This is a genomic window from Pseudomonas hydrolytica, from assembly GCF_021495345.1.
Taxonomy (GTDB): Bacteria; Pseudomonadota; Gammaproteobacteria; order Pseudomonadales; family Pseudomonadaceae; genus Aquipseudomonas; species Aquipseudomonas hydrolytica.
This window is the reverse complement of the sequence record NZ_CP099397.1, coordinates 2,982,515-2,997,723: the sequence shown is the minus strand read 5'-3', so window position 1 is coordinate 2,997,723 and position 15,209 is coordinate 2,982,515. Positions and strand designations below refer to the sequence as shown.

The 15,209-nt window shown below is 65.3% G+C and carries 17 protein-coding genes; 5 read left to right on the top strand and 12 right to left on the bottom strand.

The window, feature by feature from the left end; genetic code table 11:
• Position 1: 1 nt before the first annotated feature.
• The gene (locus tag L1F06_RS13875) at positions 2 to 904 is read right to left on the bottom strand and encodes a LysR substrate-binding domain-containing protein (protein ID WP_003239663.1); all 903 of its coding nucleotides are present in this window, start codon (positions 902 to 904) and stop codon (positions 2 to 4) included.
• Between the two features lie 118 nt (positions 905 to 1,022).
• Here L1F06_RS13875 and L1F06_RS13870 point away from each other — a divergent pair, with 118 nt between their 5' ends.
• Positions 1,023 to 1,631, top strand: a complete 609-nt coding sequence (locus tag L1F06_RS13870) for an FMN-dependent NADH-azoreductase (RefSeq protein WP_003239664.1) — start codon at positions 1,023 to 1,025, stop codon at positions 1,629 to 1,631.
• 60 nt (positions 1,632 to 1,691) lie between these two features.
• Here L1F06_RS13870 and L1F06_RS13865 read toward each other — a convergent pair whose 3' ends face one another.
• The 3 genes from L1F06_RS13865 to L1F06_RS13855 all read right to left on the bottom strand — a co-directional run bounded on the left by L1F06_RS13865 (position 1,692) and on the right by L1F06_RS13855 (position 5,292).
• On the bottom strand, positions 1,692 to 3,278 hold the full coding sequence (locus L1F06_RS13865; RefSeq protein ID WP_003239665.1) for an ABC-F family ATPase: 1,587 nt from the start codon (positions 3,276 to 3,278) through the stop codon (positions 1,692 to 1,694).
• A 521-nt stretch (positions 3,279 to 3,799) separates the two neighbouring features.
• A complete protein-coding gene (locus L1F06_RS13860; RefSeq protein WP_012018446.1) occupies positions 3,800 to 4,201 on the bottom strand; it encodes a hypothetical protein in 402 nt (133 codons plus the stop codon).
• Positions 4,202 to 4,212: 11 nt separating this feature from the next.
• The gene (locus L1F06_RS13855; RefSeq protein WP_129482298.1) at positions 4,213 to 5,292 is read right to left on the bottom strand and encodes an alkene reductase; all 1,080 of its coding nucleotides are present in this window, start codon (positions 5,290 to 5,292) and stop codon (positions 4,213 to 4,215) included.
• 124 nt (positions 5,293 to 5,416) lie between these two features.
• Here L1F06_RS13855 and L1F06_RS13850 point away from each other — a divergent pair, with 124 nt between their 5' ends.
• Positions 5,417 to 6,289, top strand: coding sequence for a LysR family transcriptional regulator (locus L1F06_RS13850; protein WP_003239692.1), 873 nt, complete (start codon positions 5,417 to 5,419; stop codon positions 6,287 to 6,289).
• A 59-nt stretch (positions 6,290 to 6,348) separates the two neighbouring features.
• On the opposite strand, the gene tcyN is transcribed toward L1F06_RS13850, so the two are convergent.
• From tcyN to L1F06_RS13815, 7 genes are all read right to left on the bottom strand, one after another.
• Positions 6,349 to 7,104 (bottom strand): L-cystine ABC transporter ATP-binding protein TcyN, encoded by a 756-nt coding sequence (gene tcyN, locus L1F06_RS13845; RefSeq protein WP_003239694.1) that lies wholly within the window; start codon positions 7,102 to 7,104, stop codon positions 6,349 to 6,351.
• Positions 7,104 to 7,772, bottom strand: a complete 669-nt coding sequence (tcyL, locus tag L1F06_RS13840) for a cystine ABC transporter permease (RefSeq protein ID WP_003239696.1) — start codon at positions 7,770 to 7,772, stop codon at positions 7,104 to 7,106. Before tcyL ends, tcyN begins: the two co-directional genes overlap by 1 nt.
• On the bottom strand, positions 7,769 to 8,566 hold the full coding sequence (gene tcyJ / locus L1F06_RS13835; RefSeq protein ID WP_003239698.1) for a cystine ABC transporter substrate-binding protein: 798 nt from the start codon (positions 8,564 to 8,566) through the stop codon (positions 7,769 to 7,771). The genes tcyL and tcyJ overlap by 4 nt, the downstream gene beginning before the upstream one ends.
• Before the next feature lie 71 nt (positions 8,567 to 8,637).
• A complete protein-coding gene (locus tag L1F06_RS13830; RefSeq protein ID WP_129482299.1) occupies positions 8,638 to 9,642 on the bottom strand; it encodes a D-cysteine desulfhydrase in 1,005 nt (334 codons plus the stop codon).
• Positions 9,643 to 9,762: 120 nt separating this feature from the next.
• Positions 9,763 to 10,467 carry a glutamine amidotransferase gene (locus tag L1F06_RS13825; RefSeq protein ID WP_129482300.1) on the bottom strand — a complete coding sequence of 235 codons (705 nt, stop codon included), beginning with the start codon at positions 10,465 to 10,467 and terminating at the stop codon, positions 9,763 to 9,765.
• Positions 10,464 to 11,492, bottom strand: a complete 1,029-nt coding sequence (locus L1F06_RS13820; protein WP_129482301.1) for a homoserine dehydrogenase — start codon at positions 11,490 to 11,492, stop codon at positions 10,464 to 10,466. The genes L1F06_RS13825 and L1F06_RS13820 overlap by 4 nt, the downstream gene beginning before the upstream one ends.
• 19 nt (positions 11,493 to 11,511) lie before the next feature.
• On the bottom strand, positions 11,512 to 11,934 hold the full coding sequence (locus L1F06_RS13815) for a VOC family protein (protein WP_003239706.1): 423 nt from the start codon (positions 11,932 to 11,934) through the stop codon (positions 11,512 to 11,514).
• Between the two features lie 105 nt (positions 11,935 to 12,039).
• Between L1F06_RS13815 and L1F06_RS13810 the strand changes: the two genes are divergently transcribed.
• Positions 12,040 to 12,909 carry a LysR family transcriptional regulator gene (locus tag L1F06_RS13810; protein ID WP_129482302.1) on the top strand — a complete coding sequence of 290 codons (870 nt, stop codon included), beginning with the start codon at positions 12,040 to 12,042 and terminating at the stop codon, positions 12,907 to 12,909.
• 131 nt (positions 12,910 to 13,040) lie between these two features.
• Positions 13,041 to 13,691, top strand: coding sequence for an oxygen-insensitive NAD(P)H nitroreductase (gene nfsB, locus L1F06_RS13805; protein ID WP_003239710.1), 651 nt, complete (start codon positions 13,041 to 13,043; stop codon positions 13,689 to 13,691).
• Positions 13,692 to 13,744: 53 nt separating this feature from the next.
• Here nfsB and L1F06_RS13800 read toward each other — a convergent pair whose 3' ends face one another.
• Positions 13,745 to 14,140, bottom strand: a complete 396-nt coding sequence (locus L1F06_RS13800; RefSeq protein WP_003239712.1) for a RidA family protein — start codon at positions 14,138 to 14,140, stop codon at positions 13,745 to 13,747.
• Between the two features lie 140 nt (positions 14,141 to 14,280).
• Between L1F06_RS13800 and L1F06_RS13795 the strand changes: the two genes are divergently transcribed.
• Positions 14,281 to 15,207, top strand: a complete 927-nt coding sequence (locus L1F06_RS13795) for a LysR family transcriptional regulator (protein WP_129482303.1) — start codon at positions 14,281 to 14,283, stop codon at positions 15,205 to 15,207.
• Positions 15,208 to 15,209 lie beyond the last annotated feature (2 nt).

Genomic DNA, 15,209 nt, shown 5'->3' with positions numbered 1-15,209 from the left:
TTCACAGCGGGAAGCTCCAGCGACTGAATGCGTCGCTAAGCAGCTCGATCCAGGCGCGGACAGCTGGCGACATGCCGCGCCTGTGGGTATAGGCCAACTGGACATAGCCCTCGGGCACCGTCCAGTGCGGCAGCAATGACACCAGGCTGCCATCGGCCAATTCCTCATGGCAGTAGGTGGTGGGCAGCAGGGTAATGCCCACCCCGGCCAAAGCCGCCGACTTGCGCATGGGAAAGTCGTCGACGGCCAGGCGCGCCTCCAGGGCGATTTCACGAGCCTCCTGCGTCCTGTTGTGATGGAAGCGCAGATGAATGCGCCGGTCGGCTCCGATGGCGCCCAGCGCTGGCAACTGCTGCAGATCTTCGGGCTGCTCCAGGCGCAGCCCGGCTATCAGATCCGGGCGCGCCACCACCAGAGCGCGCGCCGGTAGCAGGCGGCGAGTGATCAGGCCCGGTTCTTCGTCATCGGCGTTGCGCACGCGCAGGGCGACGTCCACGGCCTCGTTGAGCAGGTCGATGCGGCGGCTGGTCTGCACGACTTCCAGCTGCACCCTGGGGTAGCGTGTCAGAAAATCATTAATCAGATCGGGCAGCAAGGCCACGCCCGGTGGGGTGGAGAAACGTACCCGACCGCGCGGCTCGCTGGTCAGGTTGGCCACGGTTTCCTCGGCCTGTTCGGCCTCCAGCAGCATGGCCTGGCAATGGCGCAGGTAGCGTTCGCCGATATCGGTCAGCGCCAGTTGCCGCGTGCTGCGCTGCAGCAGGCGCGCACCCAGACGCTGCTCCAGTTCGGCGACACGTCGTGACAGGCGCGATTTGGGAATGCCCAGGGCTCGACCGGCAGCGGCAAAGCCGCCGGCTTCCACCACCTTGGCGAAGTAGAACAAGTCATTGAGGTCATGCATGGCCATCGTCCCATATATGGGACGAACTATCGCATTATTGCTGCCTTATCGACCATTGCTTGCATGGATAGCATCGCCGCAACTGTTTCGCTGCGTTTTACGCCTTATGGAGAGCCTTATGAAACTGTTGCACCTCGATTCCAGCATCCTCGGTGATGCTTCCGCTTCCCGCCAGCTCAGCCGCTCCGTGGTCGAGGCCTGGAGCGCAGTCGAGCCTGGCGTTCAGGTGACCTACCGCGACCTGGCCAGCGATGCGCTGAGCCACTTTTCCGCAGCCAGCCTGGTAGCGGCCGGCACCCCGGCCGAGCTGCGCGATGCCGCGCAGAAGCACGAGGCCGAACTGGCCGAACGCACCCTGGAAGAATTCCTCGCCGCCGACGCCATCGTCATCGGCGCACCGATGTACAACTTCGCCATTCCCAGCCAGCTGAAAGCCTGGATCGACCGCATCGCGGTCGCCGGCAAGACCTTCAAGTACACCGAGAACGGCGTGGTCGGTCTGGCAGGTGGCAAGACCGTGGTGATCGCCTCCAGCGCCGGCGGCATTCACGCCGGTCAGCCCTCCGGGCAGGCGCATGTGGACTATCTGGTGCGCATGCTCAACTTCGTTGGCATCGACGACATCCAGATCGTCCGCGCCGAAGGCCTGGCACTCGGTGGCGATGCGCGGGCGACGGCGATGAGCGCCGCGGCGCAGCGTATCGACGAGCTGTTCACCACTGCCTGATCGACCCGCCATAAACGACAAAGCCCGCGAAAGCGGGCTTTGTCGTTTGCAGGGGCGGCGTCAGACGATGATGCCCTGGCTGCGCAGGTAATCGTCGTAGGTGCCGGAGAAGTCGGTCACGCCGTTGTCCGACAGCTCGATGATGCGCGTGGCCAGGGAGCTGACGAACTCGCGGTCGTGGCTGACGAAGATCAGCGTGCCCGGGTAGTTCTCCAGCGCCAGGTTGAGCGCCTCGATCGATTCCATGTCCAGGTGGTTGGTCGGTTCGTCCATCACCAGCACGTTGGGCTTCTGGCAGGCCAGCTTGCCGAACAGCATGCGGCCCTGTTCGCCACCGGAGAGCACCTTCACCGACTTCTGGATCTCGTCGGAGGAGAACAGCATGCGGCCCAGCGCGGCGCGGATGTTCTGCTCGCCGGTGGTCCACTGGCCCATCCACTCGAACAGGGTTTCGTCGGCTTCGAAGTCGTGCGCGTGATCCTGGGCGTAGTAGCCCACCTCGGCGCTGTCGGTCCACTTCACGCTGCCGGCGTCCGGCTGCATTTCGCCGACCAGGGTGCGCAGCAGGGTGGTCTTGCCGATGCCGTTGGGGCCGATGATGGCCACGCGCTCGCCGGCCTCGATGGTGAAGCTGAAGTTCTTGAACAGCACCTTGTCGTCGAAGGCCTTGGACAGCTTCTCGACGGTCACCGCCTGGCGGTGCAGCTTCTTGGTCTGGTCGAAGCGGATGAACGGGCTGACGCGGCTGGACGGCTTGACCTCGGCCAGTTGGATCTTGTCGATCTGCTTGGCGCGGCTGGTGGCCTGCTTGGCCTTGGAGGCGTTGGCCGAGAAGCGGCTGACGAAGGTCTGCAGCTCGGCGATCTGCGCCTTCTTCTTGGCATTGTCCGCCAGCAGCTGTTCGCGGGCCTGGGTCGAGGCCGTCATGTACTCGTCGTAGTTGCCGGGGAACAGGCGCAGCTCGCCGTAGTCCAGGTCCGCCATATGGGTGCAGACCGCATTGAGGAAGTGTCGGTCGTGGGAAATGATGATCATGGTGCTGTTACGCGCCGTGAGGATGTTTTCCAGCCAGCGGATGGTGTTGATGTCCAGGTGGTTGGTCGGCTCGTCGAGCAACAGCACGTCCGGGTCGGCGAACAGCGCCTGGGCCAGCAGCACGCGCAGCTTCCAGCCGGGGGCGACTTCGCTCATCGGGCCGAAGTGCTGCTCCAGCGGAATGCCCAGACCCAGGAGCAGCTCGCCGGCACGGGATTCGGCGGTATAGCCGTCCATCTCGGCGAACTCGCCTTCGAGTTCGCCCACCTTCATGCCGTCCTCTTCGCTCATCTCCGGCAGCGAATAGATGCGGTCGCGCTCGGCCTTGACCTTCCACAGCTCCTCGTGGCCCATGATCACGGTGTCGATCACGTTGAATTGTTCGTAGGCGAACTGATCCTGGCGCAGCTTGCCCAGGCGCACGTTGGGTTCGAGCATCACTTGGCCGCCCGATGGCTCCAGATCGCCGCCGAGAATCTTCATGAAGGTCGACTTGCCGCAGCCGTTGGCGCCGATCAGACCGTAGCGGTTGCCGTTGTTGAACTTGACGGAAACGTTCTCGAACAGCGGCTTGGCGCCGAACTGCATGGTGATGTTAGCGGTGGAAATCAAAGGACTTACCTATCAGTAACTTGAGGTGCGCTGTTTAAAGGGGGATACCGCTTTCGAGCCTTTCAGCCCGGCCCGAACCGAGGGAGACGAACCTGCGTATAAGAGTGAACGCTACGACCCTGCTGGCAGACGAGCCGATCAAGGCTGGTGAGGCATGGGTGGGTGTGTCGGGCGTCGTGGCGCCGGGGCCTGGTATCCAGGGCGGCGTCGAAGCGCGCAATGGTATCACTTGGCACCCGCAACTTCAGCTCTGGCGCCGAGAATGACTTCAGCGTGCCGCCGCGCCTGATCCCCGAGACGCCGCAACGCAGAATAGGGTGCGCCGCGCGCACCGTCGGCCCGCGAATGGCTACGCGAAGCGGCCCCACCTACGCCGGCGCAATTCGCCGCAAGCTCCTTGCCACGGCCACTGCCGAAAATGGCCGGCCGGTTCGTGGGTAAGGGCAGAGGGCAAGCGGGGAAGGGGCGCCGGCCAGGCGTGGCCTGGCGAGGCTACGAATTAGACCCGCTCCCTTTTTTCTTCAGGCTGGCCTCTCGCTGGACTGATACAGCAGCGCACCCAGCCCTGTAATGCCAAGCAGCACTGCTGCCAGCAGCAGATTGATCGGAATCCCCAGCTCGCGCAGAGATTCGCTGGCATATACATCGGTGCCGGGGATGAGGTAGGCCACGAATAGGCCAGGCCAGAAGCTTGCTGGCGCCAATGCCGAGGCCCACACCTGGCCACGCCTCAACGCGGCCAGGGAAAACAGGCTGACCAGCACCAGGGTGGTGAACTGCATACCGATATGGAATCGCGCATGGCCTGGCCAATCCGGATTGAACAAGTGGCTTGCGTTGAATACGTCGGCGATGGCCACTATCGCCACGGTGGCGACGATAGCGAAACCAAGCATGGCTTTACCAAGCGATGAGCGATTCACGATGGGCAGCCTCACAGACTCGGATAATCGATGAAGCCCGCGTCTTCGCCGCCATACAAAGTGGCTCGGTCGGCTTGGGCCAGTTCAGCGCCTCGGGCAAAACGCTCCGGCAGGTCGGGATTGGCCACGAATGGGGTGCCGAACGACACCAACGCGGCCTCGCCGGCTTTGAGGGCCGCCTCGGCGCTCTGCGCGTCATAGCCACCGTTGGCAATCAGCGGGCTGTCTGTTTGCGGGCCGAACGTCGCCAGTACGTCGCGGGGCCAGTGGGGAAAGTTGTCCAGGGGATAAAGTGCGCGCATCAGGTGCACATAACCAGGCTGCAGCTTGTTCAGCTCAGCGAGCAGGTAGCTGTAGAGCGCCAAGGGGTCGCTGTCGATCATGCTGTTGAACGGGATCACGGGCGACAGCTTGATGCCCACCCGAGTGGGGCCCCATACCTCTATCAGCGCCTGCATCACTTCGAGCACAAAACGGCTGCGCTTGGCGATGCTACCGCCGTACTCGTCTGTACGCAGGTTGGCCGAATCCACCAGGAACTGGTTCGGCAGATAGCCAAAAGCGGCATGCAGCTCAACGCCGTCAAAACCCGCACCTTTGGCGTTTTCAGCCGCGTGCCGATAGTCGGCGATAGTTGCCCGAATTTCGCTCAGGGTCAGTTCCCGCGGTACCTCGTAATCCTGCATTCCGTCCAGGGTGAAGTGCTGCTGTCCCTGAATCGCGACCGCCGACGGCGCCACCGGCAAGACACCGCCACGCACGCTGGAGTGGCCGACCCGGCCGGTATGCCAGAGCTGCGCGAATATCTTGCCACCTGCCGCATGCACCGCCGCCGTTACCTGTTGCCAGGCGGCAATTTGCTTGTCGCTGTACAGGCCCGGGGTCAGCGGACTGCCGACGGCATCTGCCGAGATATTGATCGCCTCACTGATGATCAACCCGGCACTGGCGCGCTGGGCGTAGTAAGTGGCCGTGGACGCCCGCGGCACCCCGGCGGTATCGGCTCGTGAGCGCGTCATCGGCGCCATCACCATATGGTTGCGCAGATCGAGATCATGCAGGCGAGCCGGGCTGAGCAATTGAGCGGTCATACGAAAGTCTCCAGGTTCACGCAGAGGGACATCAGGCGTGAACGGATCATCCGGCTCGGCATGTATAGGATAAAGTCACGAAATCAGGAATGATTGCTCCATAAGTGGAGCAATGGAGTTCCGTATGAAGCTGCTCAACGACATGGCCCTGTTCGTGGAAGTGATCAAGGCCAACAGCTTTCGCGGCGCCGCCGAGGCGCTCGGCATACCCAACTCTACGGTTTCGCGGCGTATCGCCGAACTGGAAAGACGTATCGGCCTGCGCCTGCTCAACCGCACTACACGGCGTATCGAACTCACCGAAGGCGGGCGGCTGTATTTCGAGCGCTGTCGGCGCATCGTCGACGAGGCTCGCCTGGCCCATGAAGAAATCTCCGAGCTCGTAGACAACCCGAGCGGTCTGATCCGCCTGTCCATGCCCACCGACTTCGGAGTGGTCTACCTGGCACCGCTATTGGCCGAATTCGCCGAACGCTACCCGCAGATTCAGTTCGACCTGGACCTCACCCCAAAGCGTCTGGATCTGATTCGCGAGCCGGTTGATCTGGTGATACGAATCGGCACTCTGCCCGATTCGCAGTTGATTGCCCGGCCCCTAGGCACTCTGCGACGCAGCCTCTTCGCCAGCCCTGCCTATTTGGCTCGCTACGGTATGCCGGCTAGCCCGGCGGCACTGCTGCAGCATCAGTGTCTGCGCATGCTCGATGCACCCTGGGTGCTGCACGATACCCAGCAGAAAATCAGCCTGGCGGTACAGGGGCGCTTTTTGCTGAACAACATCGGCATGCTGCGGCGCCTGGCCCTGCTTGGCCAGGGGGTCGCCATGCTGGTGGACGAAATGATCGGCGAGGACCTGGCCCAGGGGCGCCTGCATCGCGTACTGCCCGACTGGAAGGCAGAGGACCTGCCGGTTTACGCGATTACCGAGACACGGCTCGTGCCGGCCAAGGTACGCGTGTTGATTGATTTCCTCACGGACCAGCTACGGCGTGACTGAAGCTGCGGTAGCGGCCCGGTGAACCGCCGGACGCAGCGGGTGTTGGCGACAGAGCACGCTCAGGCCGAGCGCTCCAGCAGAAACTTGCTGAGAAACTGCCGCGTACGCTCCTGCTGTGGGGTGGCGAACAGGGTTCTGGCCGGGCCCTGTTCGACGATCTGCCCCTGGTCGATGAAGATCGCCCGATCGGCCACGTCGCGGGCGAAGGCCATTTCGTGGGTGACGATGATCATGGTGCGCTTTTCTTCGGCCAGGGCGCGGATGGTCGACAGCACTTCGCCTACCAGCTCGGGGTCGAGCGCCGAGGTGGGTTCGTCGAACAGGATCACCTGCGGGCGCATGGCCAGGGCCCGGGCGATGGCCACGCGCTGCTGCTGGCCGCCGGAAAGGCGCTTGGGGTAGGCGTCTTCCTTGCCGCTCAGGCCGACCTTGGCCAGCAGCGCCTGGGCGTGGGCCACCGCCTGTTCACGCGGCTCCTTCTTCACGTGCACCGGGCCTTCGATGACGTTTTCCAGCACCGTACGGTGCGGGAACAGGTTGAAGTTCTGGAACACGAACCCGGCCTGCTGGCGCAGCTGGCGGATCAGTTTCTGCTGGCTCTTGAGCGAGTGGTCGGCATCGATATGGATATCGCCGACGGTGATCTGCCCGGCGCTGGGCTGCTCCAGCAGGTTGAGGCAGCGCAGCAGGGTGGTCTTGCCCGAGCCGCTGGGGCCGATGATGGCCACGACTTCGCCGGCGGCGACGTCCAGGTCGATGCCCTTGAGCACCTCGGTGCCGTTGAAGGCCTTGCGGAGATTGCGCACGGAAATCATCAGTTGTCCTGCTCGTGCCGGTTGACCCTGGCCTCCAGGCGCGCCTGGAAGTGTGCCAGGACGCTGGCCAGCGCCCAGTAGATCAGCGCGGCGGCCAGGTACATGGTGAAGATCTCGAAGGTGCGCGCGGTGATCAGCTGCGCCTGGCGGAACAGTTCCGGCACCTGGATGGTGGCGGCCAGGGCGGTGTCCTTGACCAGCGAGATGAAGCTGTTGCCCAAGGGCGGCAGCGCGGTGCGCGCCGCCTGCGGAAGGATGGCGCGGTACAGGGTCTGCGCCTTGCTCATGCCGATGCTGGCGGCGGCTTCCCATTGGCCGCGGTCGATGCTGGCGATGGCGGCGCGGAGGATTTCCGAGGTGTAGGCAGCCATGTTCAGGGAAAAGCCGATCAGCGCGGCCGGCAGCGGGTCAAGCTGGATACCCAGCTGCGGCAGGCCGTAGTAGATCAGAAACAGCTGCACCAGCAGCGGCGTGCCGCGAAAGAACGACACGTAGAAGCGCGAGAACCAGCGCAGTGGGGCGATGGCGTAGAGGCGAAGCAGCGCCAGGACGAAGCCGAGCAGCAGGCCGAAGAACATGCCGCCCAGGCTCAGCACCACGGTGTAGAGCGCGCCCTTGAGGAGAAAGGGCGCGGATTCCAGAGCCAGCTGCAGGGCGGACTCGATCATTGGGTGACGTCAGCCTGGAACCATTTTTCGGAGAGTTGCTTGAGGGTGCCGTCGGCGCGCAGCTTGGCGAGGGCTTCGTCGATGGCGGCGAGCAGTTGCGGGTTGCCCTTGCGCAGGGCGATGCCGGCCTCCTGGCGGGAGAAGGCGTCGCCGGCCACGGCCAGGCGGCCACCGGTTTTATCGACCATCTCGAAGGCGGCCAGGCGATCGACCAGGATCACGTCGATGCGTCCGACGTTCAGGTCCTGAAACTTGGTCGGGTCGTCATCGTAGGTGCGGATGTCGGCCTGCGGGACGTTGTCCTTCAGCCACTGCTCGTAGTTGGTGCCGAGGCCCACGCCGACCTTCTTGCCGGCCAGGTCCTGCGCGCTCTTGATGCTGTCGCCGTCGGCCTTGCGGGTCAGCGCCTGGATACCCGAGACGGTGTAGGGCGTGGAGAAGTCGTATTTCTTCCGGCGTTCGTCGGAGATGGTCACCTGGTTGATCACCACGTCCAGCCGTTTGGATTCCAGTGCGGCGAGGATGCCATCCCATTTGGTGGGCTGGAACTCGGCCTTGACCCCCAGCTCCTTGGCCAGTGCTTCGGCCAGCTCCACTTCGAAACCGGTCAGCTTGCCGCTGGCGTCCTGATAGTTGAAGGGCGGGTAGGTGCCCTCCAGACCGATCTTGATCGCGCCGCGGGCCTTGATGTCATCGAGCAGGTCGGCGGCAAGGCTCGGCAGGCTGAAGGCGCTGCTCAGAACGAGAGTCAGACTACCGAGCAGGACGCGACGGCGAAGGAAGGAGAAATTCATGGTGACCTCGTGCAAGGAATTGGGTGGTGCCACTCTAGAGAGAATTTTTTATTCCGATAAATAATTAAAAATTATTTATTTATATTCAAATCCTTGTAAGCGAAGAGAGTAGGCGAGCCGCCGGTGTGCAGGAACAGCAATGGACCGTCGCCAGGGAAGGCGCCTCGCGCCAGACCGTCGAGCAGGCCGGCAAAGGCCTTGGCAGTGTAGACCGGGTCAAGCAACAGCGCTTCCAGCCCCGCAAGCCGCTCGATTGCAGCCAGGCCGGCGGCACTCGCCTCGCCATAGCGCGGGGCGAAGTAGTCGTCCCACAGCTCCACCTGCAGGCCTTGCGGCACGGCCACGCCGAGCAGTTCAGCCGTGCCCTGCAGCAGGTTCTCCACCTTGGGCCGTTGCGCCGCCTCGCTGCGCGAGACGGTCACGCCGACCACCCGCAGGTCGGGCTGTGCGCTCTGCAGCGCCAGGGCCAGGCCGGCATGGGTACCGGCACTGCCGGAGGCCAGCACCACTGCAGCGAAGTGCTCGCCGCTGTCTGCGATCTGCTCGGCCAGCTCCAGCCCGCCGCGCACATACCCAAGCGCACCGAGGGCATTGGAACCGCCGATGGGCACCAGATAGGGGCGCCGCCCGGCCGCGCTGAGTCGCTCGCAGGCGGCTTGCAGCAACTGATCGGCATTTTCCAGGCTGGCCACGTGCTCCACCTCGGCGCCGAACAGGTCGAGCAGCAGGCGGTTGCCGTTGCCGAGGTAGTTGCCGCTCTGGCTGTCGATGGGGTTTTCCAGCAGGGCCAGGCAGCCCAGGCCCAACTGCGCGGCCACGGCAGCGGTCTGGCGCACATGGTTGGACTGAATGGCGCCGGCCGTGACCAGCACATCGGCGCCCTTGGCCTGCGCGTCGGCGGCGAGAAATTCCAGTTTGCGCGCTTTGTTGCCGCCCAGCGCCAACGGCGTGAGGTCGTCGCGCTTGACCCAGATATCCCGGCCCAGTTGCTGCGAAAGGCGCGGCAAACGATGCAGCGGTGTGGGCTGGGGAACCAGCGGCAGACGGGGGAAACGGGCGAGGGCGGTGCTGAGCATGGGAGCCTCCAGGGATCGAAGGCTATCCACTCTAGGTTGGCGGAGGCCTTGTTCACAAGCGCGAACGGTTCGATAGCGCAGCGGCGAGAACGTTCCTTATGCCGCCGCGCTGCAGCATCTTCAGTGGCGCAGCTGCGCCAGCCAGTCGCCGAGCAGCACGGCAGCGGCTCGCTCCAGCGCCTGTGCGTGGCGTTTGGCATCGCGGCGCAGGGTGATCGGGTCGATCCCCGAACTGGCCAGTTCGCTGGCGTGCCCCAGCAGCCAATGCTCGAAGCGATCGCCGCGGGCTTCCGGATGGAACTGCAGGGCCAGCACGTTCGGCCCGCGGGCGAAGGCCTGGTTGCGGCACAGCGACGTCGAGGCGAGCCGGGTGCAGCCTTGCGGCAGGTCGAAGGTGTCGCCATGCCAATGCAGCACGGCCACGTCGTTCAGCGCGGCGAGCGGCTGGTACTCGGCCGCGGGCGCCAGATCGAGCGGCGACCAGCCGATTTCCCTGGCCGGCCCGGGGTACACGCGTGCGCCCAGGGCAGCGGCCATCAGCTGCGCGCCAAGGCAGATGCCCAGTGTCGGCCGGTCGGCTGCCAGGCGTGCACGCAGCAGTTGCAGCTCATCGCTGACGATGGGGTAGCTGTCGTGGTCGTAGACCCCGATGGGGCCGCCGAGCACCACCAGAAGGTCCGCGGTGAGTGGGTCGAGCTGGCTCAGGTCGCGTTCCGCGGCATCGATGTACTCGATCCGGTAACCGGCTGCGCGCAGCGGCGCCTCGAAGCTGCCAAGGTCTTCGAAACCGACGTGGCGGATGCCTTGCAGGGTGCGTTGGGTCATGCTGGGTGGTCCTTAGAGAGGGCCGGGCGCGCGGCCCTGGCCTGGAGAATATGTTCGAGGTCCTTGAGCGCGGCCGCCGCGGTGGCGAGCGGTTCGACGCCGCAGCCGATGGCGATGGTTTCGCCCATGGCATCGCTGCTGAGGCGGATCGCCTTGTTCTTGCCATTGACCTGAGCGAAAGGGTCGGACAGCGGGTAGGTCTTGATGCCGACGCTGGCGCGCAGCGTGCCGTTCACCCGCTCGAGACGGCCGACCAGCCTGGGCACCAGCCCCTGCTTCGCCCAGCTGTCGATACGCTGCGCCGTCACCGCGTGGATGCCCTCGACGTCGACATCCTCCATGGTCAGATCGGCGCCCAGGCCGAAGTTGGCCAGCAGCAGGAGTTTGCAGGCGGTATCCCAGCCTTCGGTGTCGTTGCGCGTGTCCGCTTCGGCGAAGCCGCCGGCCTGCGCCTCACGCAGCGCCGCGTCGAAGCCGAGCCCCTGGGTGCGCATGGCATCGAGCAGGTAGTTGGTGGTGGCGTTGAGGATGCCCTCGACGGCGAGCACCTGGCAGCCGGCCAGGCTGTGCTGGAGCAGATCCAGCGTGGGCAGGGCCGCCGCCGCGGCGCCGCTGAGTTTCAGCATGGCCCCCGAGGCGCGCGCGAGTTCGCGCAGCTGCGGGCCGCTGTGCACCAGTGCGCCTTTGCTTATGACGATGCAGTCCTGTCCGGCCGCCAGCGCCTCGCGCAGGTAGGCAAGGCCCGGCCCGCCGCTGCGGAAATCACTGGGGCCGGCTTCGATGAGCACCGACGCGCCGCTCGCCGCGATGAACGCGGGCCCCGTCAGACCGGGCTGCAGCGCGGCCAGCTGCCCGGCTTGCAGGCCGTTGGCGTCGGCCAGGCCGGCGCGCGAGCCACACACCGCGACCAGGCGCACGTCCACGCCGTAGACCTGGCGATAGCGGTCGCGGCGCTGCAGCAGCAGCTCGGCCGTGGCGCGACCGACGCCGCCGAAGCCGGCGATGGCCACCTTTAGCGTTTGCATGGCTTCGATCCTCGCGCGGTCAGCGGGCGAACAGGTTGCCGATGTCGGCAAAGGCCTTCATCTCGATGGCGTTGCCGCTTGGGTCCAGGAAGAACATGGTCGCCTGCTCGCCCGGCTCGCCCTTGAAGCGGATATAGGGCTCGATGATGAAATCGACGCCCGCTGCAGTAAGGCGTTCGGCGGCGTCCTGCCACTGCGCCATCGACAGCACCACGCCGAAATGCCGTACCGGCACGCCGTGGCCGTCTACCGCATTGGCCGGGCCGGCGCCGGCTTCACCGGGCGCCAGGTGTGCGACGATCTGGTGGCCGTAGAAATTGAAGTCGACCCACTCTGGCGAGCTGCGACCCTCGCTGCAACCGAGCAGGTTGCCGTAGAAGTCGCGGGCGGCGGCCAGGTCGTCAACCGGAAAGGCCAGGTGGAACGGGCATAGCGCAGTCATTGGAGTTCCCTCGTTGTGGGTGAGTGGAATCATCCTAGTCGGCGACAATGTTCATAAAAAACTATATGTTCTGATCATGAGCAAAACGGAAGCTTATCAATTGCCATGATCACCGAACTGCGCACCCTGATCGCCGTCGCCCGCTATGGCACCTTCAGTGCGGCGGGCGACCGGGTCGGCCTGACCCAGGCCGCGGTCAGCGGGCATATACGCCGTCTCGAGGACACCCTGGGCTTCGCCCTGTTCGATCGCACCGGGCGCTCGGCCACGCTGAATGCCGCCGGGCTGCGCACCCTGGCGCGCGCCGAGGCGCTGGTGTCCGCCTTCGATGCGCTCGGCGAGCCGACCCAGGACGAGGAGTGGGCCCAGCCCCTGGAGATCGGTGCGATCGCCTCGGTACAGGCGACCCTTCTGACCCGCGCGCTGGTGCCTTTCCGGCAGCGTTTCGCCAATGCGCGGGTGAACCTTCTGCCTGGGGTTTCCCTGCACCTGATGGACAGGGTGGAGGCGGGCGAACTGGACCTGGCCATTCTCATCCGCCCGGCCTTCGAGCCGCCGCGGGAGCTGGAATGGACGCCGCTGGTCCGCGAGCGCTACGCGCTGCTGGCGCCGGCGAGCGTGGCCGGCGAGGACTGGCGGGCGCTGATTTGCGAGCAGCCCTTCATTCGCTACGACCGCTCCTCGTTCGGTGGACGGCAGGTGGAACGCTATCTGCGCGACAACTCGCTCGCGCCGCAGGAGTGGATCGAGGTGGACGATATCCCGGCCATGCGCTCGATGGTGGAGAGCGGTCTCGGCGTGGCGGTGGTGCCGCTGACCGAAAGCATTCTGCCGCTCCCGGCCAGCGTTCGCGTCATCGAGCTTGGCCCGCTGCCGATCCACCGGGAAATCGGCGCGCTGTACCCCAGGGTCAGCCGCTCGGCGGCCGTGGCCGGCTTCATCGAGTGCCTGCAGGGCGTGGGCGTGGCCCGCTGAACGCGCGGCCCCACGCTGCATTTTCATTTTTTCTTTGAAACTCTTGGTGATCTGGCCGGCTTTTTCCGCGCGCACGCATGGCTCAGACTGGCGCTCATTTCGCCTACATCCATCGAATCAGGAGAGTGTCCATGAGTCCCGTTGCCTTCGCGCGTCAGCGCTACACCACCAAGGCTTACGATGCCAGCCGCCAGGTGGAGCAGGCGGTCATCGACGAGTTGCTCGAACTGCTGCGTCTGTCGCCTTCCTCGGTCAATTCGCAGCCCTGGCACTTCGTCGTGGCGAGCACGGCCGAAGGCAAGGCGCGTCTGGCCAAGGGCGCTCAGGAGGGTTTCGCCTACAACCGGCCGAAGATCCTCGACGCCTCCCATGTGATCCTGATCTGCACCCGGCGCGACATCGACGATGCCTACCTGGCCGAGCTGCTGGAGCAGGAAGCTGCCGATGGCCGCTTGCGCGACGAGGCCGCGCGCGCCACGCAGCACAACACCCGCAGCAGCTACGTCAATCTCCACCGCGGGCTCGACGACCTGCAGCACTGGATGGAGAAGCAGGCCTACCTCGCCCTGGGCACGCTGCTGCTGGGCGCGGCTTCCAAGGGCGTGGATGCCACGCCCATGGAAGGTATCGACCGCCAGGCGCTGGACGCCGAACTGGGCCTGACGGATCAGGGCCTGAGCAGCCTGGTCATGGTCGCGCTGGGGTATCGCAGCGACAGCGACTTCAACGCCGCGCTGCCGAAATCGCGCCTGCCGGCCGAGCGTGTCTTCACCCATCTCTGAGCCGGCCAGCCACGGCCCCTCTGCCGTTGCGCGCAGAGGGGCCTGCCCGCCACTTACTCCGGCAGTTTGGCGATCACCTTGATCTCGAAATCGAAGCCCGCCAGCCAGGTCACACCGATGGCGGTGACTGTCGGGTAGGGCGCCTCGCCCCAGTATTCGCCGGCCACTTCCCAGAGGGTCTCGAACTTCGCGTGGGGGTCGACCATGAAGATGGTGGTGTCGACCACGTCGTCGAAGCTGCAGCCGGCCTCGGCGAGGATCGCATTGAGGTTGGCGAAGGTGCGGCGTACCTGATCCTTCAGGTCGGGCTCGGGCGAGCCGTCCTTGCGGCTGCCGACCTGGCCGGACACGAACAGAAAGCCGTTGGAGCGAATCGCCGGCGAGTAGCGGTGCAGCTCGTACAGCGCATGGCGCTCGGGCGGGAAAACCACGTCACGTTTGCTGGTCATTGCATGTCTCCATCTGGGCCACGGCGGCCCGCTGTTTGCGATGGAGTCACTGTAAAAACGCAAGCGGCCTGGATAAACGAGCAACTCTGGTCATGACTGTTTGTAGAATCCAAACAATACAGTCATGAGCGAGACAGGAAATGGACCGTTTCGATGCGATGCAGGCCTTCGCCCGGGTGGTGGAGACCGGCAGCTTCACCCAGGCCGCCGCCACGTTGCACATGAGCAAGACCAGCGCCACGCAGCTGATCCAGCAGCTGGAGGCGCGCCTGCGCGTACGCCTGCTCAATCGCACCACGCGCAAGGTCAACGTCACGGCCGATGGCGCGGCGTATTACGAGCGGGTGGTGCGCCTGCTGGCCGACATGGACGACGCCGAGACCAGCCTGTCCAGCGCGGCGCTGGCGCCGCGGGGCCGTCTGCGCGTGGATGTGCCCAGCCCGCTGGCGCGCATGCTGCTGATACCGGCGCTGCCGGCCTTCTATGAGCGTTATCCGGAAATCCAGCTGACCATGGGGGTGAGCGACCGCATCGTCGACATCATCGGCGAGAACGTCGATTGCGTGGTGCGCGGCGGCGAGATCACCGACCAGTCGCTGGTGGCGCGGCATATAGGCGATCTGCAGCTCGGCATCTACGCCACGCCGGGCTATCTGCAGCGCGCCGGTATGCCGGGCCATCCACGGGAGCTGGGCGAGGGCGCGCACAGCACGGTGGGCTTTCTCTGGTCGCGCACCGGCAAGGCCCTGCCTTACGCCATGCAGCGCGGCGAGGAGCGCATCGAGGCCCAGGGCCGCCCGCTGCTGACGGTCGATGACGGCAATGCCTATCTCGCCGCCGGCCTGGCGGGGCTGGGCATGCTCTGGCTGCCGCACTACATGGCCAGGCCGCATCTGGCCAGCGGCGAGCTGGTGCGCCTGTTCGACGACTGGCAGATGACTCCGATGCCGATGTACCTCGCCTTCCCGCCGAATCGCCATGTCAGCGCCAAGCTGCGGGTGTTCATCGACTGGGTGGTGGGGCTGATGGCCGAGCATGCACCGCTGCAGCCGCGCCCGCCGGTGTGACG

Coding starts and splice junctions, on each gene's coding strand:
- L1F06_RS13875 (WP_003239663.1), bottom strand. CDS start 904: ATGCATGACCTCAATGACTTGTTCTACTTCGCCAAGGTGGTGGAAGCC.
- L1F06_RS13870 (WP_003239664.1), top strand. CDS start 1,023: ATGAAACTGTTGCACCTCGATTCCAGCATCCTCGGTGATGCTTCCGCT.
- L1F06_RS13855 (WP_129482298.1), bottom strand. CDS start 5,292: ATGACCGCTCAATTGCTCAGCCCGGCTCGCCTGCATGATCTCGATCTG.
- L1F06_RS13850 (WP_003239692.1), top strand. CDS start 5,417: ATGAAGCTGCTCAACGACATGGCCCTGTTCGTGGAAGTGATCAAGGCC.
- tcyN (WP_003239694.1), bottom strand. CDS start 7,104: ATGATTTCCGTGCGCAATCTCCGCAAGGCCTTCAACGGCACCGAGGTG.
- tcyL (WP_003239696.1), bottom strand. CDS start 7,772: ATGATCGAGTCCGCCCTGCAGCTGGCTCTGGAATCCGCGCCCTTTCTC.
- tcyJ (WP_003239698.1), bottom strand. CDS start 8,566: ATGAATTTCTCCTTCCTTCGCCGTCGCGTCCTGCTCGGTAGTCTGACT.
- L1F06_RS13830 (WP_129482299.1), bottom strand. CDS start 9,642: ATGCTCAGCACCGCCCTCGCCCGTTTCCCCCGTCTGCCGCTGGTTCCC.
- L1F06_RS13825 (WP_129482300.1), bottom strand. CDS start 10,467: ATGACCCAACGCACCCTGCAAGGCATCCGCCACGTCGGTTTCGAAGAC.
- L1F06_RS13820 (WP_129482301.1), bottom strand. CDS start 11,492: ATGCAAACGCTAAAGGTGGCCATCGCCGGCTTCGGCGGCGTCGGTCGC.
- L1F06_RS13815 (WP_003239706.1), bottom strand. CDS start 11,934: ATGACTGCGCTATGCCCGTTCCACCTGGCCTTTCCGGTTGACGACCTG.
- L1F06_RS13810 (WP_129482302.1), top strand. CDS start 12,040: ATGATCACCGAACTGCGCACCCTGATCGCCGTCGCCCGCTATGGCACC.
- nfsB (WP_003239710.1), top strand. CDS start 13,041: ATGAGTCCCGTTGCCTTCGCGCGTCAGCGCTACACCACCAAGGCTTAC.
- L1F06_RS13800 (WP_003239712.1), bottom strand. CDS start 14,140: ATGACCAGCAAACGTGACGTGGTTTTCCCGCCCGAGCGCCATGCGCTG.
- L1F06_RS13795 (WP_129482303.1), top strand. CDS start 14,281: ATGGACCGTTTCGATGCGATGCAGGCCTTCGCCCGGGTGGTGGAGACC.